At 59.7% G+C, this 26,062-nt stretch carries 23 protein-coding genes; 12 read left to right on the forward strand and 11 right to left on the reverse strand.

Annotation, left to right across the window (positions count from 1 at the left end):
• Window positions 1-3: 3 nt before the first annotated feature.
• From HUU46_04000 to HUU46_04010, 3 genes are all read right to left on the reverse strand, one after another.
• Entirely contained in the window at window positions 4-1,545 is a 1,542-nt protein-coding gene (locus tag HUU46_04000) for an arylsulfatase (GenBank protein ID NUM52786.1), read from the reverse strand.
• Window positions 1,538-3,490: an asparagine synthase (glutamine-hydrolyzing) gene (asnB, locus tag HUU46_04005; protein NUM52787.1), complete on the reverse strand. Its 1,953-nt coding sequence runs from the start codon at window positions 3,488-3,490 to the stop codon at window positions 1,538-1,540. Before asnB ends, HUU46_04000 begins: the two co-directional genes overlap by 8 nt.
• Before the next feature lie 106 nt (window positions 3,491-3,596).
• Window positions 3,597-4,481, reverse strand: coding sequence for a sugar phosphate isomerase/epimerase (locus HUU46_04010; protein NUM52788.1), 885 nt, complete (start codon window positions 4,479-4,481; stop codon window positions 3,597-3,599).
• A 116-nt stretch (window positions 4,482-4,597) separates the two neighbouring features.
• Here HUU46_04010 and HUU46_04015 point away from each other — a divergent pair, with 116 nt between their 5' ends.
• Together HUU46_04015 and HUU46_04020 are read left to right on the forward strand one after the other, a co-directional pair.
• Window positions 4,598-5,371 carry a VOC family protein gene (locus HUU46_04015; GenBank protein NUM52789.1) on the forward strand — a complete coding sequence of 258 codons (774 nt, stop codon included), beginning with the start codon at window positions 4,598-4,600 and terminating at the stop codon, window positions 5,369-5,371.
• Window positions 5,368-6,300 carry a hypothetical protein gene (locus HUU46_04020; GenBank protein NUM52790.1) on the forward strand — a complete coding sequence of 311 codons (933 nt, stop codon included), beginning with the start codon at window positions 5,368-5,370 and terminating at the stop codon, window positions 6,298-6,300. The genes HUU46_04015 and HUU46_04020 overlap by 4 nt, the downstream gene beginning before the upstream one ends.
• Window positions 6,301-6,389: 89 nt before the next feature.
• Here the strand turns inward: HUU46_04020 and HUU46_04025 are convergent, their stop codons facing one another.
• Complete coding sequence (locus tag HUU46_04025) at window positions 6,390-6,671, reverse strand: hypothetical protein (protein NUM52791.1); 282 nt, start codon at window positions 6,669-6,671, stop codon at window positions 6,390-6,392.
• 305 nt (window positions 6,672-6,976) lie between these two features.
• Here HUU46_04025 and HUU46_04030 point away from each other — a divergent pair, with 305 nt between their 5' ends.
• Window positions 6,977-7,744, forward strand: a complete 768-nt coding sequence (locus HUU46_04030; GenBank protein NUM52792.1) for a 3-hydroxyacyl-CoA dehydrogenase — start codon at window positions 6,977-6,979, stop codon at window positions 7,742-7,744.
• Between the two features lie 379 nt (window positions 7,745-8,123).
• Entirely contained in the window at window positions 8,124-8,411 is a 288-nt protein-coding gene (locus HUU46_04035; GenBank protein NUM52793.1) for a hypothetical protein, read from the forward strand.
• 47 nt (window positions 8,412-8,458) lie between these two features.
• Here HUU46_04035 and HUU46_04040 read toward each other — a convergent pair whose 3' ends face one another.
• The 4 genes from HUU46_04040 to HUU46_04055 form a co-directional block, all read right to left on the reverse strand.
• A complete protein-coding gene (locus HUU46_04040) occupies window positions 8,459-8,854 on the reverse strand; it encodes a PIN domain-containing protein (GenBank protein NUM52794.1) in 396 nt (131 codons plus the stop codon).
• Window positions 8,854-9,090 carry an AbrB/MazE/SpoVT family DNA-binding domain-containing protein gene (locus HUU46_04045; GenBank protein NUM52795.1) on the reverse strand — a complete coding sequence of 79 codons (237 nt, stop codon included), beginning with the start codon at window positions 9,088-9,090 and terminating at the stop codon, window positions 8,854-8,856. Before HUU46_04045 ends, HUU46_04040 begins: the two co-directional genes overlap by 1 nt.
• 50 nt (window positions 9,091-9,140) lie before the next feature.
• On the reverse strand, window positions 9,141-9,968 hold the full coding sequence (locus HUU46_04050) for an enoyl-CoA hydratase (protein NUM52796.1): 828 nt from the start codon (window positions 9,966-9,968) through the stop codon (window positions 9,141-9,143).
• 103 nt (window positions 9,969-10,071) lie between these two features.
• Window positions 10,072-11,469: a nitronate monooxygenase gene (locus HUU46_04055; GenBank protein NUM52797.1), complete on the reverse strand. Its 1,398-nt coding sequence runs from the start codon at window positions 11,467-11,469 to the stop codon at window positions 10,072-10,074.
• A 372-nt stretch (window positions 11,470-11,841) separates the two neighbouring features.
• Here HUU46_04055 and HUU46_04060 point away from each other — a divergent pair, with 372 nt between their 5' ends.
• From HUU46_04060 to HUU46_04075, 4 genes are all read left to right on the forward strand, one after another.
• Window positions 11,842-13,275 carry a UDP-N-acetylmuramate--L-alanine ligase gene (locus HUU46_04060; GenBank protein NUM52798.1) on the forward strand — a complete coding sequence of 478 codons (1,434 nt, stop codon included), beginning with the start codon at window positions 11,842-11,844 and terminating at the stop codon, window positions 13,273-13,275.
• Entirely contained in the window at window positions 13,275-14,063 is a 789-nt protein-coding gene (locus tag HUU46_04065) for an FtsQ-type POTRA domain-containing protein (protein ID NUM52799.1), read from the forward strand. The genes HUU46_04060 and HUU46_04065 overlap by 1 nt, the downstream gene beginning before the upstream one ends.
• 61 nt (window positions 14,064-14,124) lie before the next feature.
• Window positions 14,125-15,360 (forward strand): cell division protein FtsZ, encoded by a 1,236-nt coding sequence (gene ftsZ / locus HUU46_04070; GenBank protein ID NUM52800.1) that lies wholly within the window; start codon window positions 14,125-14,127, stop codon window positions 15,358-15,360.
• Window positions 15,357-16,454 (forward strand): PilT/PilU family type 4a pilus ATPase, encoded by a 1,098-nt coding sequence (locus HUU46_04075; protein ID NUM52801.1) that lies wholly within the window; start codon window positions 15,357-15,359, stop codon window positions 16,452-16,454. Before ftsZ ends, HUU46_04075 begins: the two co-directional genes overlap by 4 nt.
• A 6-nt stretch (window positions 16,455-16,460) precedes the next feature.
• On the opposite strand, the gene HUU46_04080 is transcribed toward HUU46_04075, so the two are convergent.
• Window positions 16,461-18,332 carry an FAD-dependent oxidoreductase gene (locus HUU46_04080; protein NUM52802.1) on the reverse strand — a complete coding sequence of 624 codons (1,872 nt, stop codon included), beginning with the start codon at window positions 18,330-18,332 and terminating at the stop codon, window positions 16,461-16,463.
• Between the two features lie 168 nt (window positions 18,333-18,500).
• Between HUU46_04080 and HUU46_04085 the strand changes: the two genes are divergently transcribed.
• Genes HUU46_04085 through HUU46_04100 form a run of 4 tightly spaced genes read left to right on the forward strand, consistent with a single transcriptional unit; the run spans window position 18,501 to window position 23,653 of the window.
• The gene (locus tag HUU46_04085; GenBank protein ID NUM52803.1) at window positions 18,501-21,479 is read left to right on the forward strand and encodes a DUF1553 domain-containing protein; all 2,979 of its coding nucleotides are present in this window, start codon (window positions 18,501-18,503) and stop codon (window positions 21,477-21,479) included.
• Window positions 21,480-21,509: 30 nt separating this feature from the next.
• Window positions 21,510-22,946: a DUF1501 domain-containing protein gene (locus tag HUU46_04090; GenBank protein ID NUM52804.1), complete on the forward strand. Its 1,437-nt coding sequence runs from the start codon at window positions 21,510-21,512 to the stop codon at window positions 22,944-22,946.
• A 30-nt stretch (window positions 22,947-22,976) separates the two neighbouring features.
• Window positions 22,977-23,228, forward strand: coding sequence for a DUF2191 domain-containing protein (locus HUU46_04095; GenBank protein ID NUM52805.1), 252 nt, complete (start codon window positions 22,977-22,979; stop codon window positions 23,226-23,228).
• Window positions 23,225-23,653, forward strand: a complete 429-nt coding sequence (locus HUU46_04100; protein ID NUM52806.1) for a type II toxin-antitoxin system VapC family toxin — start codon at window positions 23,225-23,227, stop codon at window positions 23,651-23,653. The genes HUU46_04095 and HUU46_04100 overlap by 4 nt, the downstream gene beginning before the upstream one ends.
• Window position 23,654: 1 nt before the next feature.
• Here the strand turns inward: HUU46_04100 and HUU46_04105 are convergent, their stop codons facing one another.
• Window positions 23,655-23,807, reverse strand: a complete 153-nt coding sequence (locus tag HUU46_04105) for a hypothetical protein (GenBank protein ID NUM52807.1) — start codon at window positions 23,805-23,807, stop codon at window positions 23,655-23,657.
• 10 nt (window positions 23,808-23,817) lie between these two features.
• Window positions 23,818-25,959 (reverse strand): PQQ-binding-like beta-propeller repeat protein, encoded by a 2,142-nt coding sequence (locus HUU46_04110; GenBank protein ID NUM52808.1) that lies wholly within the window; start codon window positions 25,957-25,959, stop codon window positions 23,818-23,820.
• Window positions 25,960-26,062 lie beyond the last annotated feature (103 nt).

Here is a 26,062-nt window from a genome sequence, read left to right on the forward strand (position 1 = left end):
GTCCTAACCTGAGTACGATGGCCGGCTGTGGCCGTTGGCTTTGATGGATTCCAATAATGTGTTTAACTCGGACACTTTCTCTGGATTGATCTTCGCCAAATCGTTCGACTCAGACGGGTCGTCATCCAGATTGAACAATACAAATGACGGTTTGTCCGGTGCTTTGGGCGGACGATGGACGATGAGTTTCCACGGCCCCTTGCGAATCGCAAGCGTGTGGGATGCGTTCGACTGCATTACCAGATGATCGCGTACGGCGTTGGCAGCCGGATCGTCGAGGAGAGCGGGCAGCACATTGAAGCTGTCTGGGCCTGCGTTCCGTGGGAGCGTGCGCCCGGCCACGGCGGAAAAAGTCGCAATCATGTCGACGAGGGCGAAGGTTGCCGATGACGTCGACTCGGGTTTGATGTGTCCCGGCCAGCGGGCCAAAAACGGCACGCGATGCCCGCCTTCGTACAACTCGCCCTTCTGCCCGCGCAACGCGCCGTTTGGTGGTTGGAGCGCGTGCAACGCATTGGTGCCGTCGTCATAGGTGTCCTTTATCGCGCCGCCGTTATCGCTGGAAAAGACGACGAGTGTATTTTCGGCGAGGCCGAGGCGGTCGAGCGTATCGAGGATTTGACCGACGCTCCAGTCCAATTGGTGGATTACATCACCACGCCACCCGCATTCGCTCGTGCCGCGGAACCGCGGGTGCGGGACCATCGGCTCGTGAATGTCGTGTGTCGCGAAGTACAGGAAGAATGATTTGGCCTTGTTGCGCTCGATAAACGATACGGCCTTGCCGGTGATCGTATCAGCCATGTCTTCGTCCACCCAGCGTGCGCCGTTGCCGCCTGACATGTAGCCGATGCGGCTGACGCCGTTCACGATGGTTTGCGAGTGGCTTTTGTCGGCCTTGATTTTCAGCAGTTCGGGATGGTCGAGTCCGGTAGGATCGTTACCGATTTTCTCGCCGTAGCTGACTCGAATCGGATCGGTGGGATCAAGACCCGCGACACGCCGGTTCTCGACGTATACGCAGGGCACGCGATCGCCCGTAGCGGGAATCACGAATGCGTAGTCGAATCCGATGTCGAGCGGGCCGGGAGCAACTTCCTTGTTGTAGTCGACGGGGTCTGTTTCGGTGCCGAATCCCAGATGCCATTTACCGACGATGCCGGTTGCGTAGCCCGCGTTCTTTAGTACCGATGCGATGGTCGGCATCTTTGTGGGCACGGCCAGCGGCGCGACACCGCTGAGGATGTGATCGCCCATCGGGTTGCGCCACGCGTACTGCCCGGTGATGAAACCGTATCGCGTCGGCGTGCACACGGCGGCGGGGGAGTGGGCGTCGGTGCATTTCACGCCTTCGTGCGCGATGCGGTCCAGGTTTGGTGTCTTCACCTTTGCCGCGCCGTAGCATCCCAAGTCACCGGAGCCGATGTCGTCCGCGAGAATAAATACAATGTTCGGAGGGGTGGGGGCTTGTCCGCCAGCAATGTTCGTTGCAGCGGCCGCGGCGATGGCGCCGCCAAGAAACGATCTGCGCGAGATGCTATGCATGTGCGGGTTCGAGTTCCGGGAGTGTGACTGATCGCCGGTACGTTTCATAGGATGCCTCGAAATTCTGGACAAACAGGTCGTCGAGTATCTGCACGGTAAGTATGAGCAGCAGCGCCGAATGGGTGTTGCGCACGACCTCGACTTCGAACGGCAACCACCGTGCGATCGCAAGCATACTGCGCACCGCGGTATAGCTAAAAATCCCGGCGAGTTCAATCGACTTCTTCGACAAGTATTTGTTTAACAGCGCGTCGAGGATTGGGTTCTGACCCATTTGAATTCGCATTGGCGGCGCGGAGTACGGCCATTTTGCCCGATGATACAGTTCGTTGGTGAGATCGTCGCGAAACGCTTCGCGAAGGACGTGCTTCTCGATTCCATCGTGAATTTTCACGCCGTCGGGAATTGTCCGCGTCAACTCGAAGAGGTGGTGATCGAGGAATGGCGTGCGCCCCTCAATGGAATGGCCCATCTCCGCACGGTCTCCGAGCATGCACAATAGATATGGCGCCAACATGGATTTTATCCAGTAGTACTGCACCTGGCGCGCGTGGCTGTTGCCGTCTGTCTGTTTACGGTCGATGCGCCGCTTGAGCATGTCCACGGGGTGGGTCTCGGAAAGTCTCGAGCGGACGCCGCGGCCGAACATTCTGGCGAGAAACCGCAGCCGCGCAGGGGCAAGCGTTTCACTGTGTTCGGGCATCGGCATAAAGCCAAGAGCATCGATGACGTATTGCAGCTTGCGCGCGGAGCGGACCGGCTGCCTTTTGAGGCGATCGGCGATGTGGTGTGACATGCCGCCCTTGTTTTCCTGAAAGCAGACGTAGCCGAGGAATAACTCGTCCGATCCTTCGCCGGTCAAGACGACCGTAACGTGTTCGCGCGCGAGGCGCGACAACAGGTACTTGCCCACGCCGTGAAAATTCGCGAAGGGAAGCTCCGTAATCCAGAGGCAATCCACCATGTTTTGGAGGAGCGTATCCGAATCGCAGCGTACCGAATGGAACTCCGCGCCAATTTTCTCCGCCATGTTCTTCGCGACCTGATACTCGTTCCATGCGTGGTCGCCGGGAAATTCGATGTTGAAAACCTTGACTCTTCCCGGGAAATGCCTGGCCGCCGTGGCGGCGACGATCGCGGAGTCGATTCCCCCGCTGAGGTACACGCCGACCGGCACGTCCGCGCGCAGGCGCAGACGCACGGCCTCGTCGAACGCAGTGCGGACCGCGGCTGCATGTTCTGGGACCGAACGCTCGGAGACGAGTTCGGCGTCGCGAGGAAGATAGAGGTCCCAGTACGGTTCAATCCGATGAGACTTCGTTTTGAGATCGACCGTCATCATACAACCGGGCGGAACTATGGCAATCCCCTCGAAGATCGAATCGGGTATGACGCCACAGAAATAGTCCCGAATGGCGAGCACGTCGATGCGCGGCTTTACGACGCCGGTCGCGAAGATTGCTTTCGCTTCCGACGCGAAGAGATAGTTCCCCGTGGTCGCGTGAAAAAAGAGAGGTTTAATTCCGAACCGGTCGCGGACCGCGACGAGCTTCTGGCCGGCGGAGTCGTATAGGAGGAATGCAAACTCGCCACGCAAGTGTTCCACGAACGCATCGCCATACTCCTGATACAAGTGGATGATGACTTCGGAATCGCTTCCCGTGCGAAAGGTGTGCCCTTTTGCGCTCAAGTCATTGCGAATGCGTTCGAAGTCGTAGATTTCGCCGTTGCACACGAGGGCGATGTCGTGGTCTTCGGAGAAGAGGGGTTGCGCGCCCGTTCCGAGGTCAATGATGGACAGGCGGGCGTGGCCCAGGCCGACACCGGCGGCGTCGTCTCGAAACGAACCCGAGCCGTCGGGCCCGCGGTGGCGCATGGATTGAATGGCGCGGTTGAGCGCCGCATTGTCTAATCTATGGCCCACATAGCCGAGAATGCCGCACATTGCGAGTTGCCCATTGCCCGAAAGAAGGGAAGTACGACTCCAAACATCGCGCGGCCGGTTCGGGCCGCCGCAGCATCATCGCACGAATGCGGATGCGGCGGCGAGTTTACGCGAGTAATCGATCTATTCGGCCCGAGAGGTCTTTGTGGTATGCCTCGTCGCCGCTCGCGAGTTCGGCGGTGCAGAAGTCTTTGAAACCGACCTCACCGAACGCCTTGCGCACCTCCGGCCAGTTTACGCTGCCGTCGCCGAGGTTGACCCACTCGCGCTCTTTCTTCTTGAAGTCCTTCAAGTGGACCTTGACGATGCGTTTGCCCAGCGTACGAATCCAGTCCTGCGGATAACCGAAGGCGACGATGTTGCCGACGTCGAAGTAGGCGCGGACGATGGCGTCGTTGAATTCATCGATATACTTTGCGAATTCGATGGGGCTGAGGAGGAATTCATTCCAGACTTCCTCGATGGCGATAACGATATTCAATTCCTTCGCAAGGGGAAGCAACGTCCTGATGTTTTTTTGCGAGCGTTCGTAGGCTTCGATGTAGCGAACTTCTTCGTTCACGACGGCAGGCACGAGGAGAATATTGTCCGCACCGAGAATCTTCGCGAGCTGCAACGCGTTCTCAATCTCTGCCTTGCCCTGGTCGACTTTCGCCGGGTCGGGGTGGGACATCGGCGCGCTCCAACCGCCGTAAATGACGGAGTGCATTTTGATGCCGTGTTTTTTGGCGAGACCGGCCAATTCCTTCGCGTGGTCGTCCGGGGGCAAGGGCGGCATTTCGATACCGTCGAAGCCGCACGCTTTGGCAAGTTTGATTTTGTCTTCGTCGGACAGCGCCTCCGGCAGCATGCCCCAGATGATGGCCTTTGGGAATGCGCTTTTTGTCTGTGCGCCGGCACGCTGACCAAGCATGGTTAGGATGGTGAGGCTGGTGCCTGTCATCGTCGCATGGGCCAGAAACGTTCTGCGGGACACCGCTCGGTTTGGCATGGCTGGCTCCGTAGTAATTGGTGTGCGTCCCGATCATGCCGGATAATCGATGCCGCGTGCAAAGTGGGGAAGCACACGGCGTGCTATCATGCGAATCGCAGCACGGGAGAAGAACGATGCGTTTCGAGGTGTTTCTGAACGGAGAGCGAAAGTGCACGGCGGACTTGGACGTGCCGGGTATGCTCTTTGCAGATGTTAACTACTTCCACTGTAGCCCCGATGCGCTCGCGATCAACCGGCAGAGAAATCCGGATTTCCAGGAGCGGCATTTGCGTTTTCACGTTTCTCGTCTTGAGGATGTTGAGGGATATAGTGCGTCAAGTTTACATCGGGATTATTTGAGTTCGGACCTCCAACCCGGGGACGAAGTGACTATTAGAATTCTTCCGGCAGGCAAGTGCGACGAGCCTATACCACCTGGCAAGACAATGGATGAGATATTGCAGGAATCGGAGCAGAACTCGCGGCCCAAGGTGCGCGACAAGTGGGGTGAAGTTCCTCTCAACCTTGGCATGTACCCCCCTTACAAACTTCGTTTGAACGCTAAATTGCGCCGCAAATGCAACCGGTTCTTTACGGAAGTCCTCGGTTGTGTGGTCCATCGCGTACGGCGTCCCCGGACCGTTTACTATACGTTCAATTATCAAAGTCAGCTATTGGTTGAGTACTCGGACGATGTAGAAGCAGTTAGCTCGCCTAATCTCGTGATGACCCTCGTAACGCGGAATATAAAGGAGCTTGCGGAACGATTGATCAACTATGGCCTTGAAGTTACGGCCGATCCGGAGGTGGAATCCTTCGAGTTTACTGCGCCGGGTGGAGTCATGTTTCGCGTATGTTCCGTGCCTTTGATAGCGCGAGAGTACGTGGCGCTTCGAGATCGAGCGTGAAGCTTCTCGTTTCGACAATAAAGCGTGGCGCAAACCCGAGCGAGCCGTCGTCCTCGGTATACACGCTGTCGGACTGCAATTACGCTGTCGGCGCTGCGCCGAACGTGCAGGACGCCGCGCTACGCAGATTCGACTCCAATCCCCGAGGTGGCATGCGCGGTGCGCGGGGAGTCGCCGTTGGGGACGGCGCCACGTTCGTGGCGAACTTCGACTCGGTGTTTCGCTACGACCGGGCGTGGAACCTGAAGGGTGTTACTTCGCATCCGTGGTGCGCGGACATACACGATATTGCGTTGCACGATGGACGGTTGTGGGTGGCCTCGACGCGAAACGATTGTTTGGTGCAGTTTGATCTTGATGGGAATGTGCGGGACATCGTCGACCCGTGGGGGATGGGTTTTGTGGAAGAGGCGTTTGGCGTGCCGCGAAAGCGTGAAGTTACAGTAGATGATTTGCGCGATCCGCGGACGCATGAGAAGTCGCAAACGGACCGGTTGCATCTCAATAGTTTTGCGTTCACCGATGCAGGCGATCTGATTATCTCGCTTGGGCAGATTCGCGTGAACGGTCATTGCGAATCCGCGCTGGTTAAATTGGGTGCGAGCGGGGGAGTGGAATTGATTCATCGTAATGCTGAGGCGCCTGTCCCGGCCCATAACATCGTCGCGTTGCCGGACGGCAGGCTGCTTCATTGTGACACAGGGGGGCGCCAAGTCGTCGCTATCGAGCCCCAGAGTGGATGTGTGCAACCGATTATCAAGATGTTTGGCGGTTACACGCGCGGGTTGTGTCGATTGAACGATGACCGTATGGCGGTCGGGGTGCAAAACGAAGTGTGGATGTTCGATCCCGACCGCGCAGGACACGTTGAGCGCATTCGCATTTCGGACGATCCGCGCGAATCGATCCATTCCATTGTGTGCGCCTGAATGCTTGTTCGGGGCGGCGAGGCCGGTTCACCTACGCTAGAGCGCTTCGGCGAATACGTCTCCCCGCCGCCCTATGTCCGCTTCGTGCGCTACCTCCGGCCGTACATGTCGGTTTTCCGCTCGGCGTCCGCGAACGCGCAGCGGGTGAGGAAGCCGAAAGCGATCATCGGCGCGACTTCCGGAAAGTCGGCTGCGTCGCGCCGCGTCTGGCAGAACGCGAAGTAGCGCTGGCGCGCTGTCTCGAGTGCGCGGTTGCGTACCGGGCCGACCCACGCGCGAAAGGTGTCGAGCGCGTGTTCCCACGCTTCCGTCGCGGGGTTTGAAGTTGATTTACGGTTCGACTTGGGCTGGGGACGGACTGGGGTGCTCATCGGTTTTCCTCGCATTGATGCGCGGTGTGTTGCCGCCGCGCGACCCGCCCGCGGAATTGTCTGGTGGCCGACTGGGCACACTTCTCCCGCGAACTGGTCAATAGCAAGGAAAGCGCGTTGGGTTAGATGAGGTGTCTCCGTTTTTCGATGAGCAGATGAAGTGTACCCGGCATGCTTCGTTTTGCGCAAATTCCCTATCGCGTTTGACTGTCTATACGGGCACGACTAGCATTAGCGGCGAGGGGGACAGGCGTGGTGCGCCGGTCCAGTTGTAGCGCAAACGAAACGCGGTGGAGTGTAGAGTCATGGAAATTGCGGGCAAGGGATTTGTAGTCAGTGGGGGAGCATCGGGACTGGGCGAGGCGACCGCGCGGATCATCGCGCAGAGCGGCGGCAAGGTCGTCATTGCGGACATGAATGCCGAGCACGGTAGTCGAGTCGCGGGTGAGCTTGGCGCGAGCGCGAAGTTCGTGCAGACGGACGTCACCAACGAGGACCAAGTCCATGCGGCGATCACAGCCGCCGTGGAAACGTTCGGCGGATTGCACGGGGCGGTCAGTTGCGCGGGCGTGGGCATGGCGATGCGGATTGTGAGCAAGATGGGACCGCACCCGCTCGACGTATTCAAGACTGTGATCGATATTAATCTTATCGGCACGTTTAATGTGATGCGGTTTGCGGCGACCGTCATGGCGCAGAATGAACCAAACGAGGGCGGCGAACGCGGGGTGCTCATCAACACCGCGTCGGTCGCGGCCTACGACGGACAGATCGGGCAGATCGCGTACGCCGCGTCGAAGGCGGCGATTGTGGGCATGACGTTGCCGGCGGCGCGTGACTTGTCCAAGCTCGGCATTCGTTGCGTCACCATTGCGCCGGGATTGTTCGACACGCCGCTCATGGCGATGTTGCCGGACGAGGCAAAGAAGTCGTTGGGAGAGTCGGTGCCGTTCCCGAACCGTTTGGGCCAGCCGGCGGAGTTTGCGCAGTTGGCGAAGCAGATCATCGAACTGCCCATGCTGAACGGCGAGACGATACGGTTGGACGGTGCGCTGCGGATGGCCCCGAAGTAGCACGCAAATGCCGGAAACCTCGATCAAGGCACATCGAGAATCGAACGTACAGCGTTTGGTGACGAACACGCAATAGATCGCGGAACCCGCCGGCCACCGCTGCCCGCGAACTTCCGGCGGGAGATCGCGCAAAAACCTCTGTCCCCCTGCCGTAACTTTTTCCGCAGTCCGCCGTATACACTGTTGAAATGGGCAATCGAGGAGGCAACGTACCAGCAGCGATTCGGGTCCGAGGTTGGGTGCGCTTGAGATGTTGACCGACGGCGAAAAGGGATAGGAACAGGAGAACGTCGTTGAGCTGGTCCCGGGCACACAGTGGATTCAGATTGATCTTGGAACGCCCTGCAAAATCTGCGCGGTCGTCTTGTGGCACTTTCATATGGGTGAACGGGTCTATTTTGACGTGGTCGTGCGCACGGCCGACGACGCCGATTTCACTGCGAATGTGCACACGGCCTACAACAACGACTACGACAATTCATCCGGCCTCGGAATTGGCAAAGACAAGGAGTACATCGAAGGTTACGAAGGACGGCTTATCGATTGTGGCGGAACCGTTGGCCGGTATGTTCGGTGTTATTCAAAAGGCAACACAACCGATGAACTCAACCACTACGTCGAGGTTGAAGTCTGGGGCTTTGCGCAGAGCGACCTTCCAAAAGACTAGGATGAACAGGGGTCAGTACAGTATGCCGGCCTTCAGCCGGACCACTTTTACCGCCAATTCTCCAACCGTAGACCCGGTACGCGAGCGAAGTGCTTTGTATTGTTGGTCACCAGCGTCAACCCGGTAGCGATGGCGTGCGCGGCGATCAGCGTGTCTATTACTCCGATGGGTTCACCTCGTTTGGCGAGAATTGCCGCTATTACGCCGTAACGAGTAGCCGCGGAAGCGTCGAAAGGTAATACGGTCACGGTTTTGATAAAGCTATCGATGATGCCGTCCAGTTTCTTCGAGCCTTTCTTTTCGGCCCCATACCGTAGTTCGGCAAGCGTCAAAGAACTTAAGTGAATTTGAGACGGAGAAAGGCGGACGAGTCGATCCGTGATGAGACCTCGAATTCGCAGCGCGAAGCTGACCGTGTCCGTATCCAGTAAGTACCCCAACATCACTCGAGGGGATTGCGAACGTCAGTCAGTTTCTGCTGTTTTGGTCGCGGGATGTCCTCGTGCCACGCCCCAAGACATTTCAGAAACTCCTCCGGCCACTCGTCGACGGGTTCAATGATCACTTTTCGCCCTTCGCGATGGATGAGGACCTCGGATTCTTTGAAGCGGTATTCCTTCGGCAATCGAATTGCCTGGCTTCCACCAGTCTGGAAAACTCTTGCGCGCTGCTTCTTCATCGGGCCAGTATATATCAATGTATATACATCGTCAAGGCAGCCCTTTTCTTCTACTTCCCCGTGAACTGTGGCGGACGCTTCTCCATAAACGCCATGACGCCCTCGCGGAAGTCGTCCGAGGCGAAGCTTTCCATCATTTCGGTCATGGCGAGGTCGACGCTGGGGCCGAGGCGATTGAAGAGCGCGTGCCAGACTTGGCGTTTCATGACCCGGAGCGAGCGCGGGGACGACAGTGTAGCTAGTTGCGCTGCGAAGGCGCGCGCTGTGTTGAGGAGATCGTCGTTCGGAACGACGCGGCTTACCAGGCCCATGCGCAACGCCTCGTCCGCATCGATAATGCGCGCCGTATAGAGCAGGTCCATGGCGTTTTCGATGCCGACGATGCGCGGCAGGAGCCAGGCAATGCCGTACTCGGCGATCAGGCCTCGCTGGGCGAACGCCGTGCCGAACTTTGCCTTGTCGCCGGCGATGCGGAAATCGCAGTAGAGGGTGTGGACGAGGCCGATGCCCATTGCGTGGCCGTTGATTGCGGCGATGATCGGTTTGCCGATGGCCGGGGGAAACGAGTATTGCTTTTGAAAATCCTCCGGAGTGCCCGGTCCTGTTCCGGGCAATGGAGCGTTGGCATCGACGTCGGACGTATCCACGTCGCCGCCCATCACGCTGTTCAGCAGGCTCATGTCCGCGCCCGCGCAAAACCCGCGGCCGGCTCCCGTCACGATGATTGCGCGCACGTCGTCCCGCTGCTCAGCGTCGGCCATCGCGCGCTTGTACTCTGCCTCCATCTTGAACGTCCATGCGTTCAGTTTGTCTGGCCGGTTGAGTGTGATGGTTGCGATACAATCGGCCACGTCATATTGGATTTCGTCGAAGGACATGGAACGCACTCCGGTCGTTGAGGTGGATTGCGGCGTCACCATTGCGCCGCGCGGAAGGACTATATTCAACGGCGCGGGCGCGTGTCGACCGGCGCGGCGGGCGTCAATACCTCACAGTGCAGAGTAGTTTTTCGAGGACGTCCGCGGCGGAGAAGTCCGTGGAGCCATTGTGGCAGAAGCGGGCGGCGTTTATGTAATCGTCGCCGAGCGTCACCAGCGGTTGCTCGTATGTGCCATCGCCGCGGTACTGGCCAAGTCCGATGTCGGCCGAAAGCCCGTTGCACAGGCATTTCTTTCCAATCGCGTCCTCGGGCTTGCCACCTTTCTTGACGTAAGCGTGCACCGGTTCGCCGGGGCAGCGGAAGCCAACGGTGCCGTCGTCCTTGCGGTACGCTTCGCGCAGATATCCCAAATCACAGAGCCGTTCGCGCGATTCATATACCTCGTTGTCGGAAAGCGTGTCTTCCAACTGGGCGACCTTGAACGGAAATCCGGCGGGAGAGGCGCAGGGATCGGTGAATACGCTCGCAGCACCCTTGACGGCCTTCGCCATAAGCGCGCGTCGCACGCTGGTGCAGAGGCCGGATTCGGCGCACAAGGCGAATGGCGTTCCGACTTGTATGCCCGCCGCGCCGAGATTGAAGGCTTCCTGAAGGCGTTGCGCTGTGCCATAGGAGCCCGCGAGCCAAAACGGCAATCCCAATTCGCGCATCGTCTCCAAATTGACGATGTCGCGTTCGCCATAGATGGGCTGGCCGTCGTCCGTGAGTTTAAGCGCGCCGCGTGGTGGCGCGTTGTGGCCGCCGGCTGTCGGGCCTTCGATGACGAAGCCGTCGATGCGCCCATTCGCCTTGCGCGTCAACATTACGGCGAGCGTGTCCGACGCGATGATGGGCAGGAAGTTTGGACGTTTGAGCTGCGGGAGGGGTACCTCGAACAGCGCGCTCGGATCGAAGTGCAGGCGAAATACTTCCCCGTGTTTCGCTCCCGTGACGCGCAAGGGGTACGACGCCGGCCGGTTCTCCGACAGGGCATCGAGCGCGCCGGGTATCTCCAGCGGGATGCCTGCGCCCATGATGACGTAATCCACGCCGGCGAGCATGGCGCCATAGAGCGACGGCAAATGGGGGAGTTGGATTTTTTCGAGGTAGTTGATTCCGACCGCGTTGCCGTGCCCTTCGCGCGCGAGGTAGACCTCGACGAAATTTGCGGCGACGGCTAGCTCCTGCGCGCGCCGCGATCCTTCGTAGGTGTGCATTGGCACGGACTTGAAGGGCTGGTTTTCCGATATGCCCCCGACCACGTAGTACGTGTTGAGTATCCGCTCGGCGGTTTCACCAAACGGGAAAGCCTCGAGCGCCCTGCGGCAGTGTCCTCCGTAATCGCCGCGCTGTAACCTGCGTGCAAGCACCAGATCTATCGCCGTCCCGGAGACGACACCAAGTTGGCCGAAGCTCGATACTGCTTTAGCTAAGCGCCAATCCGAAACGGCGGCACCCATGCCGCCCTGAATGATGATGGGCAATTGCCGCTCTTGCACGCGATTTCCCCCTATACGACCTTTGCGCGCCCGAAATCCCCCGATTCCAAGCCAGGAAAGAGAATAGCACTACGGAGGCGGCCGTACAATCGTATCGTGGGGCTGGTTACTGCCAGGGCCAAGATATTAATTGACATAAGCGATACAAATGTAATAGCCGGAGTCCCTTACAGGACAACCCGGCTCGGGGTTCCGCGATCCGGGTAAGTAGCACAAGCGTAAATGCTTAACCATACAAAATGTAGTGTTCACGCCCGAAAATATCCCTTTTCTTGTGGCTGGAGTTTGTGTATACTTGTCAAGTCTACTAGATATTGTAGGGGATGGCGTGTCGTGACAGGTCTGAAGCGGAAAGTGCACTTCGTCGGCGTCGGCGGCATCGGCATGAGCGGGCTGGCCGAGATTCTCCTGAATCTCGGGTACGACGTTTCCGGCTCGGACCTCCAGGCCTCCGAAATAACCGACCGGCTTCAGGAGTACGGCCTCACTTTTAAGGAAGGCCATGAAGCGTCGCAGATCGGCGACGCAGCGATCCTCGTCATCTCCGCGGCGGTGAAAAGCGACAACCCTGAAGTGGCCGCGGCTCGAGAGCGCGGCACGCCCGTAATCCAACGTAGCGAACTTCTCGCCGATCTCATGCGCCTTAAGCCGCACGCGATCGCCGTCGGTGGCACGCACGGCAAGACGACAACCACGTCGATGATCAGTGCGATTCTCGATCATGCCAACATAGGCGCAACGAGCATTGTTGGCGGCATTCTGCACCGCAGCGGCACGAACGCGCGGTGGGGGACGGGCGACTATCTCGTGGCGGAGGCGGACGAACACGACGGATCGTTCCTGCGGCTGCACCCGACGATTAGCGTCGTGACGAGCGTGGATGCGGAACACCTTGAATACTATGGCACGCTGGACAGAATCCAGCGCGCGTTCACGAGATTCTGCAACATGGTGCCGTTTTACGGGTTTTCGATCGTCTGCTGGGACGATGCGAACACGCGCGCATTTCACAGCGCGATCGACAGCGTGTGCGTGACGTACGGCACGGGCGAGGGCGCGAACGTGCGCGGCGGCAACGCGACGCTCGTCGTGCCGGACAAATCCAAATCGAAGGCTTCGCAACTTGCCGAATTGCGCACACGCATTGACGTATACAGCGACGACACGCGCATCAACGGCAAAGGGAAGCTGGGCACGCTCACCGTCAACGCCGTCGGAGAACACAATGTGCGCAACGCTCTCGCGGCGTGTACCGTTGGCCTTTGCCTTGGTATGAAGTTTGGCCAGATATCCGATGGGCTAAAGGTGTACGACGGTGTGCAACGGCGCCTGCAGGTGTGCGGCGAGTACAAGGGCATTACGGTCGTTGAGGACTACGCACACCACCCGACCGAAATCGCGAGTACGCTTGAAGCGGTGCGCTGGGTCGAGCCGAAGCGCGTCATCGCGGTGTTTCAACCTCACCTGTTCAGCCGCACGAAGTTTTTCTCCAGCGAGTTTGCATCGGTGCTTACGAAGTTCGACCGTGCAATCGTTACTCCGATTTACGCGTCGCGCGAGGCGCCGATGCCCGGCGTCGATTCCGGCCTGATTGTGGACGAAGCGCGCCGCGAAGGCGCGACGCACGTCGAACTCGTGAACGACGTGGCGTCTGTCCCGATGCAGCTTGCGTCGTCGCTGCGGGAGGGTGACGTGGTCCTCATTCTCGGTGCTGGCAATATCAACAAGATAGCCGCGCCACTGTTGGATGAAGTGAGGAAACGCTGATGGCGCGCGCGGCAAAAGCACGGTATCCCGCACAACGGATGGCGCGGCGCACGAACGCGCGCAGCGTGCGCGCGGCATTTTTTACGGCGTTTATGCTCGCGCTGTTCAGCACAGCGGCGCTTGGCCTGTACCAGTACGTAAACGATTCGGAATACTTTCGCGTGACGACGATTCAAGTGGACGGCGCACACCTGTTGAGAGCGGCGGATATCGTCGCGGCAGCGGGCGTATCGAACCAGGACAACATCCTGTTCATCAGTCCTTCCGCGATTGCGGAGCGCGTTGACGCGAACCCGTACATCAAATCGTGCGAGGTCACGCGGACGCTTCCCGACCTGGTGCGCATTTCAATCGAAGAGCGCTATCCGGTCGCGACGCTGCTGGCGCACAACCGCGCATACGAGATCGACCGTGAGATGACGGTCCTGCGCCGATTGCCGCCGCAGGAGCCGAACACGGGCCCGCTCATTTCGCAGGTCGCGGAAATGGGCGCGGTTGATCCCGGCGTGCAACTGGTGCAGGCGCCGTTGCGCGTCGCGATTCAGGTTTGGGAAGCGTTCGCGGAGACAGCTATGGCGAACGAAGTGACTGTATCGGAAATCGCCGCGGCAGGCGTAAACGAAATCCGTATGTACTGCAACGAGTTGCCATTCGAGATACGCTGGGGCCGCGACGACGTGCGGCAGCAGGCGCGCAACCTCGATGTGTTGTGGCGTCAACGCGGCCCCGAATTGCCTTGTACCGAATATCTGGACCTGCGCTTCGGCCAGGACCTCGCATGTAAATAGGGAAGTTTCAGCGGCACAACGCCGGAGGGATTCCGGCGGAACACGGTGGGGAGTTGCAGCAATGCCAATCGGAATCACGGACGAACTTCGGACGTTTGACCAGCAGGCGGTCATCAAGGTCTGCGGCATCGGCGGGGGCGGCGGTAACGCCGTTGGCCGCATGATTGAGGCCGGCCTGAAGGAAGTGGAGTTCATCACCATCAACACTGACGCGCAAGCGTTGAAGCATTCGCCCGCGGGCACGCGCCTGCAGATCGGCGACGTAGGACTCGGCGCGGGCGCCAGGCCGGAGATGGGCCAGCAAGCCGCATTGGAAGACCGCGAACGGATTCACGACGTGCTGCGCGGCGCGGACATGATCTTCCTTACGGCAGGCATGGGCGGAGGAACGGGTACCGGTGCGTCGCCTATCGTTGCGGAAGTTGCGAAAGAGACCGGCGCGCTGACGGTCGCGATCGTCACGCTACCTTTCCAGTTTGAAGGAAGGAACCGCCACGACAACGCGTTGAAAGGCCTGACCGCGCTCGAACCGCACGTCGACGCCCTCATCGTCGTTCCGAATGACCGCCTGTCGCTGCTGTGCCACGAGAACATCTCGTTTCTGAACGCGTTCCGATTGGCCGACGAAGTGCTACACAATGGCGTGCGCGCGATTTCCGAACTCATTACGACGACCGGACTGATTAACCTGGACTTCGCGGACGTGCGGACGATCATGTCGAACAGCGGCCGTGCGCTCATGGGCATCGGTTCGGCGGAGGACGATAAGCGCGCAGTCCGCGCGGCGCAGGAAGCGATCGTTTGCCCATTGCTCGAGAAATCGAGCATTGACGGCGCGATCGGGGTCATCGTAAACATCAAGGGCGGTAGCGACATGAGCATGCGGGAGGTGCACGAGGCCGTTACCACGGTGCAGAAAGCCGCGCACCCGAATGCGAACATTATCTTCGGCGCAATCATCGAAGACGAGCCGCGTCCGGACATTCAGGTGACGGTCATTGCGGCGGGCTTCCCGTACGAAGCCGTGCAGCCGCGGCCGCAGCAGTACGACAACTCGGTATCGCTGACGTTTGAAGTGGACGAATCGATGGCGCCGCCCCCGCTGCCCAGGATGGAGGAGCCGCCGCGCAAGTCGGCGCCGGTTGTGGCGCACCAGGAACAGTTCGCCTTCGAAGAACCGATCACGCACCACGAGGAGGAACGCCTGCCCGACAGTGTGCTACCGTTTATCCCGCGCGAGCCGGAAGAGGACATGGGCATCCCGGCATTCATGCGAAAAAGGATTCGTAAAACGTGACCCTCGTCGAACAGTTGTTGCAGCGGGCCATCGACAAGGACGCCTCGGACGTTCACATAAAGTCAGATGGCCCGCCGTATTTTCGGATCGATGGCGATCTAATCCCGCGGAAGCGCGAATTGAGCGCGGTGGAAGTGCAGACGATCCTCGATCAAATCCTCACGCCGACGCAGAAAGACGTGCTCGAGCGGCAGGGCGAGGTCGACCTCGCCCTCGATCATCCCAAGCTCGGACGGTTCCGCGTCAACGTATTTCACCAGCGGGGCACGAACTCGATTGTGATGCGGCGCATCAAGAGCGTCATTCCCAGTTTTGAGGAACTGCACCTGCCGCCTGCGATCGAGCGCCTGACGCGCCTGCACCGTGGGCTCGTGCTGTTTACGGGCACGACGGGTAGCGGCAAGTCCACGTCGCTCGCGGCGATTATCGACTACATCAACGAACGGCGAAAGTGCCATGTCGTTACCATCGAGGACCCCATCGAATACACGCACCGCGACAAGCTTTCGGTCGTGAACCAGCGCGAGATTCACATCGACACGACGAGCTTTTCGACGGCGCTGCGCGCGGTGATGCGGCAGGATCCCGATGTGATTCTCGTGGGTGAAATGCGCGACCTCGATACGTTTCAGGCGGCGATTAGCGCGACGGAGACCGGACACCTCGTGTTCACGACGCTGCACACGACGAACGCCATGCAAACCGTCGACCGCATCGTTGATTTGTTTCCGACGAACCAGCAGGACCAGGTCCGCTCCCAGCTTTCGATGAACCTGAAGGCGATTGTGTGCCAGCGCTTGTTGCCGCGTGCGACGGGTGGAGGACGCGTGCCCGCGTGCGAGATCTTGTTCGTCAGTCCGGGTGTGCAGAAGCTAATCAAAGAAAACCGGCTGGACAAAATCCCCACGGCGATTCAGCAGGGCCGTGAAGACGGGAGTCAATCGTTCAATGACAGCCTGTTCGCGCTAATCAAGGCCAAACTGATCACGCTGGATTGCGCGATGGAAGTGTCCGACAACCCGGCACAGCTTAACCTCATGATGCAGGGCATCACCCTCGCGCACATGCGCGGCGGCATTCTCGGGGAAGTGTAGCGTTCGCTACGGCAGTTTTCTCACGAGCTGATCGTACAAGTCCGCGAATGCCTCGCCGCGCGATATTCCATCGCTATCCGACAGCCCTGCGTTATTTCCCTCGTTGTACGCAAGGCCATATTGCTTTCCGATTGCCATGCATCGTTCAGCCCACTGCGCGCGTGTTATCGGCTGTTTCGTGTCACCCGCTACATCCTCAAGCTCAGAATCGGGAAATAGCGCGCTAACTGCCGCGTTGCCATCGGACACGGTTAGCGGCTCATCGATGCGTGCGCGGTAGTCGGAAAACACGCCTTTTGTTCCCAACAATTGACACGCCTTGAAGGCCAGATGGTCTTTCGGAAGGTCGTCAAAGTAGGTCAGCACTTGTCCCTGTTCGACAAGCATGCGCTGCAAACTCTCAATGGAAACTGCACGCAGTGTGACGTCCTTTTTGATAGCCAGGTGCGCGGCGACGCCGGCGGCCTGACCGAGACTCATCCACGTAGGCTCAAGGCGAACTGATGAAAATGCAACGTGCGTCGCGCTGCACGGCACCGGAACGATTAGACCTTCGACGCCTTTTGGAATCATGACGCGATAGGGAATCTGATACGCTTGCGTGTACTGGCGCAGCATCAGAATGTATCCCTCGAGCGCTGTCTCGTGACCCGGCTCGTACTTCCGGGTGGGAAACGAATCGATGGGGAACTCGCCCGCGCTGATCGCGTCCGCATGCACCGGCGCGCGCATCGAACCCGGCGCGAATGTCAGGTCCCTTTCGCTCAATGTGTATTCGCCGACGACTCGCCGCGCTTCGCGCACGTACAACGCCCACGGAAAGTTCTCGTTATCGCTAAACTCGTCCGAAGAAAAGCCGTAGGTGCGCGCAAGTTCCCGGTCCTTCTCGGGCACCTCTGGGTCATTTTGCATAAAGTAGAAGAGGCCCATGGTGATGTTGCGCAGACGCGCCTCTATCTCTTCGCGCTTCTCCCAGTTTGCTTCGACATACCCTGCGTTTTCTTCCGCGAAGGGAAACCCAAGCGGCCACGGCTTCATGTTCGCGTCGTATTTCCGGTTTGGAATCTCTCCGATGGAGAACGCCAGAACGACGGAATCGATCCGGCCGAGTTTCAGATCGAGAAGATAATTCAGATATCGCGCGCGATCGTAATCCGGCGGCTGCGACGGCATCACGCGCTTCGCCGGATCGGTGGTAAGGCACAACCGATACGTATACGCGACGAGCCGGTCGTCACCCTCGCCCGTTGTGCCGGGCAACAGCGAGCGCGTTTTGTGGTCCATGTAGATTACGCCGGCATGCGGCTCGTCAAATTCCGCGCGCGATTCACGGCCGAGGCGATAGCGAGCACCCGCATACGCGGCGAGGTCACCCTCATACGTGGCGTCAATGAAGACTTTGCCGCGCAGTTCGCGCACCTTGCCGGTTTTGCGATTCGTCACGCGCACGGCGGTGACGGTCCGATCATGCCGGACGACTTCATCGAGGCGGTGTCCAGTCAATACGGTGATGCGACGCTGTTCCGTGAGCATGTCCAGAAAAATTCTTTCTGCCACGGACGGCTCGTAGTAGTATCCCTTCTCACATTTGAGCACCTGATCGGATTCCGGGCCGTAGGTGTCTACATAGTGTTTGTATACGCGTCCCACAAACTCGTCCCACTGCCCGCCAATGGCGTCCGCTTTGGTGATATCGGATTTACCGAGTCCGCTGGCGCTCATCCCGCCCACGTGATTGCGGTATTCCGCCAGGGCCACACTGTGGCCCAGTCGGGCAGCCGCCACCGCCGCGGAGACACCCCCCGGCGTTGCGCCGACAACCACGACATCGAACGTCTGCGCTTCCACGAGCGGTGGTGCGAGCAGACAAATCAACATCAAAGCTTGACACATGGTTTTCCTCCATCCGAGTTGACTGATTCTTAGCACGCGGCCCCGCTCGCCGGGTGTTCTGTATAATACGCACATGTGGAGGCGTATCGAAATACCGGGTAAGTGCGCTGTTTCCGGTCGGGCAGCGATGCGGTCCAGGCAAGTCGTTGCCGTATGAGCCGCGGGACCGCATACAGGGTCGCGAGTGCTGCGGTGCTTTGCGCGGCGGCTGCGTCAGCCGCGCCCGACTACGTCGTCGATGTTCGGCCAATCCTCGAGCGTTCCTGTTACGGCTGCCATGGTCCCGAGAAGCAGAAGAGTGGATATCGCCTCGATGTGCGGGATATTGCATTCAAAGGGGGCGTGAGCGGCGCGGCCGCGATTCGGCCCCACGACTCTACGACGAGCCCTCTGATTCGGTACGTGAGTGGCGACGATCCGGACATGCGCATGCCGCCGCCGTCCTCCGCTCTTCCCGCGTTGTCTGCCGATGAGGTTGCCACGTTGCGTGCGTGGATCGATGCCGGCCCGAGCTGGCCGGACGAGTTCGCAGGGCGTGTTGAACCGGATTCGGTCCACTGGTCGTTACGGCATCTTGTCCGACCGAACATGCCGGAGAAATCCGCCAATCCGATCGACGCGTTTGTCCGCTCGAAATTGACTGCGAGCGGCCTGGCTCCGTCGCCGGAGGCCGATCGACGCACGTTGATCCGCCGGATATACTACGATCTGATCGGTTTACCGCCATCACCGGAAAAGGTGGAAGCATTCGTCGCCGCCACGGAACCGAATGCGTACGAAAACCTAGTCGATGAACTGCTGGCGTCGCCGCGTTACGGCGAGCGGTGGGCGCGTCATTGGCTCGATACGATCCACTTTGCGGACTCGCACGGGTACGAGCACGACGTCGCGCGCGAGAACGCGTGGCGGTATCGCGACTACGTCATCGCCGCGTTCAATAACGACACTTCGTGGGACCGATTCGTGCGTGAACAACTCGCCTCGGATGTGTTCTATCCGGACGAACCGCAATTGACGCCGGCCCTGGGGTTTCTCGGCGCTGGTACGTTTGACCTGAGCACGTATTCGACCGCACCGGTGACGTTCGACTATCTCGATCGCGATGATCTTGTGACGCAAACGATGGCGGCATTCGTCAGCACGACGGCGAACTGCGCGCGATGCCATGCGCATAAGTTCGATCCCATTTCGCAGGAAGACTACTACGCCCTTCAGGCGAACTTTTCAGGGATTCTGAAGGGAGATGTGGCTTATGACGAAGACGCGGTAGTCGCGCGCGAACGCAGACGATGGGACGATTTGGTGCGCGCCGCCGATGCGAACGACGCTGCGGCGCTCCTCACGGCGGAAAACGAGTCGCTTGTGCGCGCGTGGCTGGAGAAACGCGGAGACGGCGCGGCCTGGACTCCGCTCACCGTCGAAACGTTCCTTTCGGAGGGTGGAGCGCGGCTAATGTTGGATGGAAACGGTGTCCTCGTTTCGATGGGCAAGTTACCCGAGAAGGACACATACACGATTACCGCGTCAACTGTTCTGCAGACGATCTCTGCGATTCGCTTGAACGTATTTGCGCACGAATCGCTGCCGGCCAAAGGGCCGGGACGTCAGTCGGAGAACGGGAACTTCCACCTTTCCGAGATTAAGGTGCGCCTATTCGAACGCGGCGGGCCTGAGCCGGTGGACATCGCGCTGCGCCGCGCGACGGCGGATTTCAATCAGGACGGGTGGGGGATTGAGCACGCGAATGACGGTGCTGCGGGCACGGCGTGGGGGATTCACCCCGCCGAAGGTGTATCGCACTACGCGGTGTTCGAGTTGGCGGAGCCGCTGAAGTTGAAGGCAGGAGCTCGACTCGCAATATCGCTCGATCAATTGCACGGCTCGGGCCATATTATCGGCGCGTTCAATCTGGCGGCGACCGGCGACCCCGCCGATCGCGCTGTCGCGATACCGGCAGCAGTCGAGTCCGCGCTCGCACTGCCGGAATCGGAGCGCACGGAAGCGCAACGAACCGCCATTGCGTCAACCGCCTCGCGGTTTCTCGCATTGGACGCGCTCGATAGATTGCCGCCACAGACAAGCGTGTATGCCGCGGCGAAACGTGTGGCAATGCCCGTGGGAGAACCCAAACCAAAACCCGAGTCGCTGGACACGCCTAAGACGGTCCACCTTATGGAGCGCGGCGAATTCGATAAGCCGCGCGACGAGATTCCACCCGGTGCGCTCTCCGCGTTGGCGCATCTTCCTGCCCGATTTGCATTGAACGACCCAAACAACGAGGGTGAACGCCGCGCCGCATTGGCCGACTGGATTGCGCACCCCGACAATGTGCTCACCTGGCGGAGCGTAGTGAATCGCGTATGGCACTATCATTTCGGACGTGGTCTCTGCGACACACCGAGCGATTTTGGCGAGATGGGCGGGACGCCGTCGCACCCCGAATTAATTGACTGGCTTGCGGTATGGTTTCGCGACGACGCGAAAGGCTCGTTGAAGCAACTCCACCGGCTCATCGTCACGAGCGAGACCTATAGGCAATCATCGCAGTATCGCGCGGAGGCGGCGCGAGTCGATGGCGAGAATCGAATGTTGTGGCGTCAAAATCGCCAGCGCCTCGACGCCGATGCGTACCGAGACTTTGTGCTGACGGTATCCGGCCGTCTCGACCTGACGATGGGTGGCCCCGGCGTACAGCAGTTTGCGAAGGCGCCCGGCCCACAACTGACGCCCGCGCTCGACTATAGTGCTTACGACTGGAAGGGCGACGGTGCGCGGCGACGCAGCATTTACCGGTTTGTTTGGCGCGGCATACCCGATCCGTTCATGGAAGCACTCGACTTTCCCGATCTGGGGTTGCTGTCGCCGACGCGCGGGTTCTCGGCTTCCGCGTTGCAGGCGTTAGCGATGTATAACAACGAGTTTGTGCTGCACCACAGTGCGGCGCTCGCAGAGAGCGTGACGCAGACGGCGCCGGACGGAAGCGCGCTGGTTGATGTGGCGGTTCGAAGCGTGTGGCTGCGCGCACCGAGCGACGACGAGCGAGAAGCGTTCGCGGCGTTCGCGGATTCGTACGGGCTTCCGGCGCTCTGCCGCGTATTGCTCAATAGCGATGAATTTCTTTTTGTAGACTGAATGGATTCGGAACGGATTAGGAAAGGAATAATGGACCTCGAATTCAACCCCAAATCCAAGACTCGGAATCCAGAGTTCTTTCCCTCGCGGCGCGAGTTTCTGTTCAACATTGGCGGCGGCTTCGCGGGGCTTGCTCTCGCGCAGATGTTTGCGCGTGATGCCGCGGCGTCTGTCGTGGGCCATCGTCCGGCCCGCGTGAACCGCATCATTCAACTGTTCATGACCGGGGGCGCAAGCCCAATGGACACGTTCGATTACAAACCAGCGCTGGAAAAACTTCACGGGCAGATGCTCGGCCCGAAAGAAAAACCGGAAGGCTTCACTGCACCCGCCGGCGCGATGATGAAAAGTCCGTTTGCGTTTAAGCAGTACGGACATAGCGGGCGTTGGGTCAGCAGCGTGTTTCCGGAACAGGCAAAGCTTGTGGACGAGATGGCCTTCCTCATGGCGATGACCACGAAGACCAACGTGCACGGTCCGGGCACGTACATGATGAACTCGGGATTTCTCTTGCCGGGGTTTCCGTGCATGGGGGCGTGGATTTCGTACGCCCTCGGCAGCTTGCGCGATAATTTGCCTACCTTCGTTGTGCTGCCCGATGCGAAAGGGCTGCCGTACAACCAGCGCGGCTGTTTCTCGTCGGGGTTCCTACCGGCGGTGCACCAGGGGACCGTCATCAACGCGGCGATGCCGCAGCCGGTACCTGATTTGTTTCCGAACGAGAAACACGCGTTCCCTAATTCGGATGCGGACGCCGCGGGCCTTGCACTTCTCGATCGAGTCAATCGCGCCCATGCGGAGTCCCGTCCCGGCGATTCGCGTTTGGAGGCGCGCATCGCGAGCTACGAACTCGCTGCGAAGATGCAGGTGTCCGCGCCGGACGCGTTCGACGTGATGCGCGAGCCGGAATCGGTGCGCAAGGCGTATGGGCTCGACGAGGAGGTGACAGAGGATTTCGGAAGGCGCTGCCTGCTCGCTACGCGATTGATCGAACGCGGCGTGCGGTTCGTGCAGGTGTGGAGCGGTCCGCAAGGCGCGACGGGTAACTGGGACAACCACGCCAACATTCAAACCGAGCTGCCGCCCATGGCGGCGGGCGTGGATAAACCCATCGCGGCATTGCTGCGCGACTTGAAGGCGCGCGGGCTCGACGACGATACGCTGGTCATCTGGTCGACCGAATTTGGCCGCACCCCGTTCGCGCAGGGAAGCCTCGGCCGCGACCACAACGGCGGCAGTTTCGTCACCTGGCTTTGGGGCGCAGGCATTAAGCCTGGTATCGCCTATGGCCAAAGCGACGATTGGGGATATCAGGCGGAAGACGGTAAGACTTACTGCTACGACCTGCACGCCACTATCCTGCATCTCTTAGGCATCGATCACGAAAGGCTCACCGTGCGCCAGAATGGAATTGACCGCAGGTTGACGGACGTGCACGGGCGCGTGGTTCAGGAAGTGCTGGCTTAGATTCCGTTGGCATCTCCATGCATAAGCGATATGCTTCAATGCATGAGAACGACCATCAACATCAATGACGACCTCTTGCGGAAGGCCAAGCTGCGCGCCGCCAAGTCCAACCGCACGTTGACGTCCATGATTGAGGACGGGCTAAGGCGAGTACTGCACGACGCCCGGACACCTGCAGAACGCGACGCGAACTTCCCCACGTCGGGTTCCGGAGGCGTTCAGCCCGGCGTTGACTTGGACGACACCTCCGCGCTCATCGATCGTATGAATGGAACGCGGTGATCCTTCTCGACGCGAACGTTTTGGTCTTTGCGTTCCGGAAGGACGCAAACCAACATCGCGAGTTTCGAGACTGGCCGAAGTCCTCACTCCTGAACGAACCGGCTATTGGCCTATCGGAACTGGTGTTAAGCAGCGTTATTAGAATCGCGACCCATCCCGGAATCTTCGCGAAACTCAGTACGTTCGATGAAGTGCTTGGCTTCTGTGATCATCTGCTGCGGCAGCCTAACGTGGCGCGCGTCTCGCCTGGAGACCGGCATTGGTCAATCTTCGCTGGCATGGCCCGGGAAGCGCGCGTCCGCGGAAACCTGGTGACGGACGCATACTTCGCGGCGCTCGCCATCGAAAACGGCGCAGAGTGGATTACTACCGATCGGGATTTTGCGCGATTCAAATCGCTGCGTTGGCGTCATCCCTTGTCGTAGGTTACGGGTAAATCCCCAGGTACGACAAGAATAAGGGCAAGAACTGTAGCAACGCGATCGGCTCGAAGATGACCGCGTAGATCGTTTGCAGCGGGCTGAACACCAGGCTCCCGATCCCCGATAGTAGCGCCAACAGAAACTGTGCGCCCAACATGACTCGCTCCTTACCGGTTCTTTGATTTGGGCAACGCGAACGCGACGTACGCGTCGCTTGCCGGCGTTCCCAGCTTGCCGCCGCCCGCAGCGATGACGACGTACTGCCTTCCTTTGATCATATACGTGGATGGAGTCGCATAGCCGGCTGCGGGGAGTTCGCCCATCCACAGCGTCTTGCCGGTGCGCTCGTCGATAGCGCGGAGGTGCGCGTCTTTGCTCGCCGCGATAAAGATGAGACCGCTTCCCGTGACAATTGGGCCCCCGTAATTCTCGCTTCCCGTGTTCGTCAATCCGGCGTCGGCGAGCGCAGGCTCATATCCCAGCGGAATCTGCCAGAGGTGTTCTCCCTTGTTCAGATCGATTGCCGTAAGAGTGCCCCACGGCGGCTGCCATGCCGGGTATCCGTCCCTATCGACGAAGCGCGTGTAGCCGCTGTGATTGAACCACGTCTTCCCACGCTCTTGTGACGCGGGGGGTGGGGGAGTCGCCGGGCCCTCGCGCGTCGCCGCCGCGTCCTCGAGTCCGCAGATGTAATTGATCACCGCGTTCAGGTCCGCGTCGCCGAGGAATGCGAACGCGGGCATGCGCTCTTTCCCACTCTTTATGTGCAGCGCCATTTGCTCCTTCGAGTATTTCTTTTGCAGGTCCTTCAACGGCGGAAACACGCGAATAGGATCGCCTTTCATATCGACGCCGTGGCAGAACACGCAGTTTTGTGAGTAGATGCGCTTGCCGTGCGAGTCGAGTTTCGACGCCCCTTCCGAGGCGTCAAACATTGACACGATGCACGGGATTTCGTTGGCGTTCACGTACATGACGCCCGTTGTCGGGTTTATCGCCGCGCCGCCCCATTCGCCGCCGCCGTCGAAGCTCGGAACGATTAGAGTACCTTCCAGACTCGGCGGTGTGAATGGGCCGTTCCATCGTAACCGTTTGAGCCGCTCCAGCACATCGTCGTGCGCCGGCTGCGTGCGCTTCGTTACTTCATTTTCGCGAAATCCCTGACGCGCAAACGGTGGCGGCTTCAACGGCAAAGGCTGCGTTGGCCACGCCTGTTCGCCCGGAAGGTCGGACGGTGGCGCGGCCACTTCTTCGATCGGAAACAGCGGTTCGCCCGTGTCGCGGTCGAAGACGAACACGTAGCCCGACTTCGTGATCTGCGCGACGGCGTCACGCTTCCTGCCATCGTGAACAAGGGTCACGAGATTCGGTGGTGCAGGGAGGTCGCGGTCCCACAGATCGTGCCGTACAATCTGATAGTGCCATATGCGCTCGCCCGTGTCCGCTTTCAGCGCGAGCAGGCAATTGGCAAACAAGTTCTCGCCGTGGCGATCGGCGCCGTAGAAGTCATACGTCGCCGAACCCGTTGGGACGTACACCACGCCGCGCTTTTCGTCGAGGCTCATGCCTCCCCAGCAATTCGCGCCGCCGACGCGCTGCCACGCGTCCGGCGGCCACGTCTCGTACCCAAATTCGCCCGGGCGTGGAATGGTGTGGAACTCCCAGGCTTTTTCGCCGGTTCGCACGTTGAACGCCATGATGTCGCCCGGCGCGGCGGGATTCCCTTCGTGCACGCGCACAGACATGATCATGATGTCTTTGTAGATCGCGCCCGGCGTCGTCACGCCAAGCGACAGATTCGACACGTCGCGCTGGTAGTAGTCTTTCAAGTTGATTGCGCCGTCCTTGCCGAAACTCGTGACGTGCTTTCCCGTGCGCGCGTTCAACGCATACACGTGATGACCGATGGCCGCCATGATTCGCTTGTCGCGGCCCGATTCCCAATACTGCACGCCGCGCAACACGGACGCCCCCGCCTGCTTGTCCGGAGCCACGAATTTCCAGCGCTCCTTTCCCGTTGCCGCGTCCAATGCAAATATGTGGCGTTCCGCCGACACCCCGTAGAGCAAACTGCCCACGACGATGGGATTGCACTGAATCTGTGCCTCGCCGCCGCTTCGGTACACCCAGGCCTGTTCGAGTTGTGCGACGTTCGCTGCGTCAATCTGATCGAGGCTCGAATAATGCGTGCGTTCGAGATCACCCAGATACCACGACCACATTCGGTGATTGTCCGCATCTGCTTGGGCATGTACGCCTGCAATGCCGATTAGGACGGCCGTACACGCCAATCGCTTCCACTCCCGCATGGATCAAACGCTCCCGTTAAAAATGGTTCTCGGCTGCCTCAACGCCGCGACGGATTGTCGGTTGCGCACAGCGCCACTTTCAACTTCGCCTTGAACTCGTTCG

The organism is Candidatus Hydrogenedentota bacterium (genome assembly GCA_013359265.1).
Taxonomy (GTDB): Bacteria; Hydrogenedentota; Hydrogenedentia; order Hydrogenedentales; family SLHB01; genus JABWCD01.

Coding starts and splice junctions, on each gene's coding strand:
- HUU46_04000 (NUM52786.1), bottom strand. CDS start 1,545: ATGCATAGCATCTCGCGCAGATCGTTTCTTGGCGGCGCCATCGCCGCG.
- asnB (NUM52787.1), bottom strand. CDS start 3,490: ATGTGCGGCATTCTCGGCTATGTGGGCCATAGATTAGACAATGCGGCG.
- HUU46_04010 (NUM52788.1), bottom strand. CDS start 4,481: ATGCCAAACCGAGCGGTGTCCCGCAGAACGTTTCTGGCCCATGCGACG.
- HUU46_04015 (NUM52789.1), top strand. CDS start 4,598: ATGCGTTTCGAGGTGTTTCTGAACGGAGAGCGAAAGTGCACGGCGGAC.
- HUU46_04025 (NUM52791.1), bottom strand. CDS start 6,671: ATGAGCACCCCAGTCCGTCCCCAGCCCAAGTCGAACCGTAAATCAACT.
- HUU46_04030 (NUM52792.1), top strand. CDS start 6,977: ATGGAAATTGCGGGCAAGGGATTTGTAGTCAGTGGGGGAGCATCGGGA.
- HUU46_04035 (NUM52793.1), top strand. CDS start 8,124: ATGGGTGAACGGGTCTATTTTGACGTGGTCGTGCGCACGGCCGACGAC.
- HUU46_04040 (NUM52794.1), bottom strand. CDS start 8,854: ATGTTGGGGTACTTACTGGATACGGACACGGTCAGCTTCGCGCTGCGA.
- HUU46_04045 (NUM52795.1), bottom strand. CDS start 9,090: ATGAAGAAGCAGCGCGCAAGAGTTTTCCAGACTGGTGGAAGCCAGGCA.
- HUU46_04050 (NUM52796.1), bottom strand. CDS start 9,968: ATGTCCTTCGACGAAATCCAATATGACGTGGCCGATTGTATCGCAACC.
- HUU46_04055 (NUM52797.1), bottom strand. CDS start 11,469: ATGGGTGCCGCCGTTTCGGATTGGCGCTTAGCTAAAGCAGTATCGAGC.
- HUU46_04065 (NUM52799.1), top strand. CDS start 13,275: ATGGCGCGCGCGGCAAAAGCACGGTATCCCGCACAACGGATGGCGCGG.
- ftsZ (NUM52800.1), top strand. CDS start 14,125: ATGCCAATCGGAATCACGGACGAACTTCGGACGTTTGACCAGCAGGCG.
- HUU46_04080 (NUM52802.1), bottom strand. CDS start 18,332: ATGTTGATTTGTCTGCTCGCACCACCGCTCGTGGAAGCGCAGACGTTC.
- HUU46_04085 (NUM52803.1), top strand. CDS start 18,501: ATGAGCCGCGGGACCGCATACAGGGTCGCGAGTGCTGCGGTGCTTTGC.
- HUU46_04090 (NUM52804.1), top strand. CDS start 21,510: ATGGACCTCGAATTCAACCCCAAATCCAAGACTCGGAATCCAGAGTTC.
- HUU46_04095 (NUM52805.1), top strand. CDS start 22,977: ATGCTTCAATGCATGAGAACGACCATCAACATCAATGACGACCTCTTG.
- HUU46_04105 (NUM52807.1), bottom strand. CDS start 23,807: ATGTTGGGCGCACAGTTTCTGTTGGCGCTACTATCGGGGATCGGGAGC.
- HUU46_04110 (NUM52808.1), bottom strand. CDS start 25,959: ATGCGGGAGTGGAAGCGATTGGCGTGTACGGCCGTCCTAATCGGCATT.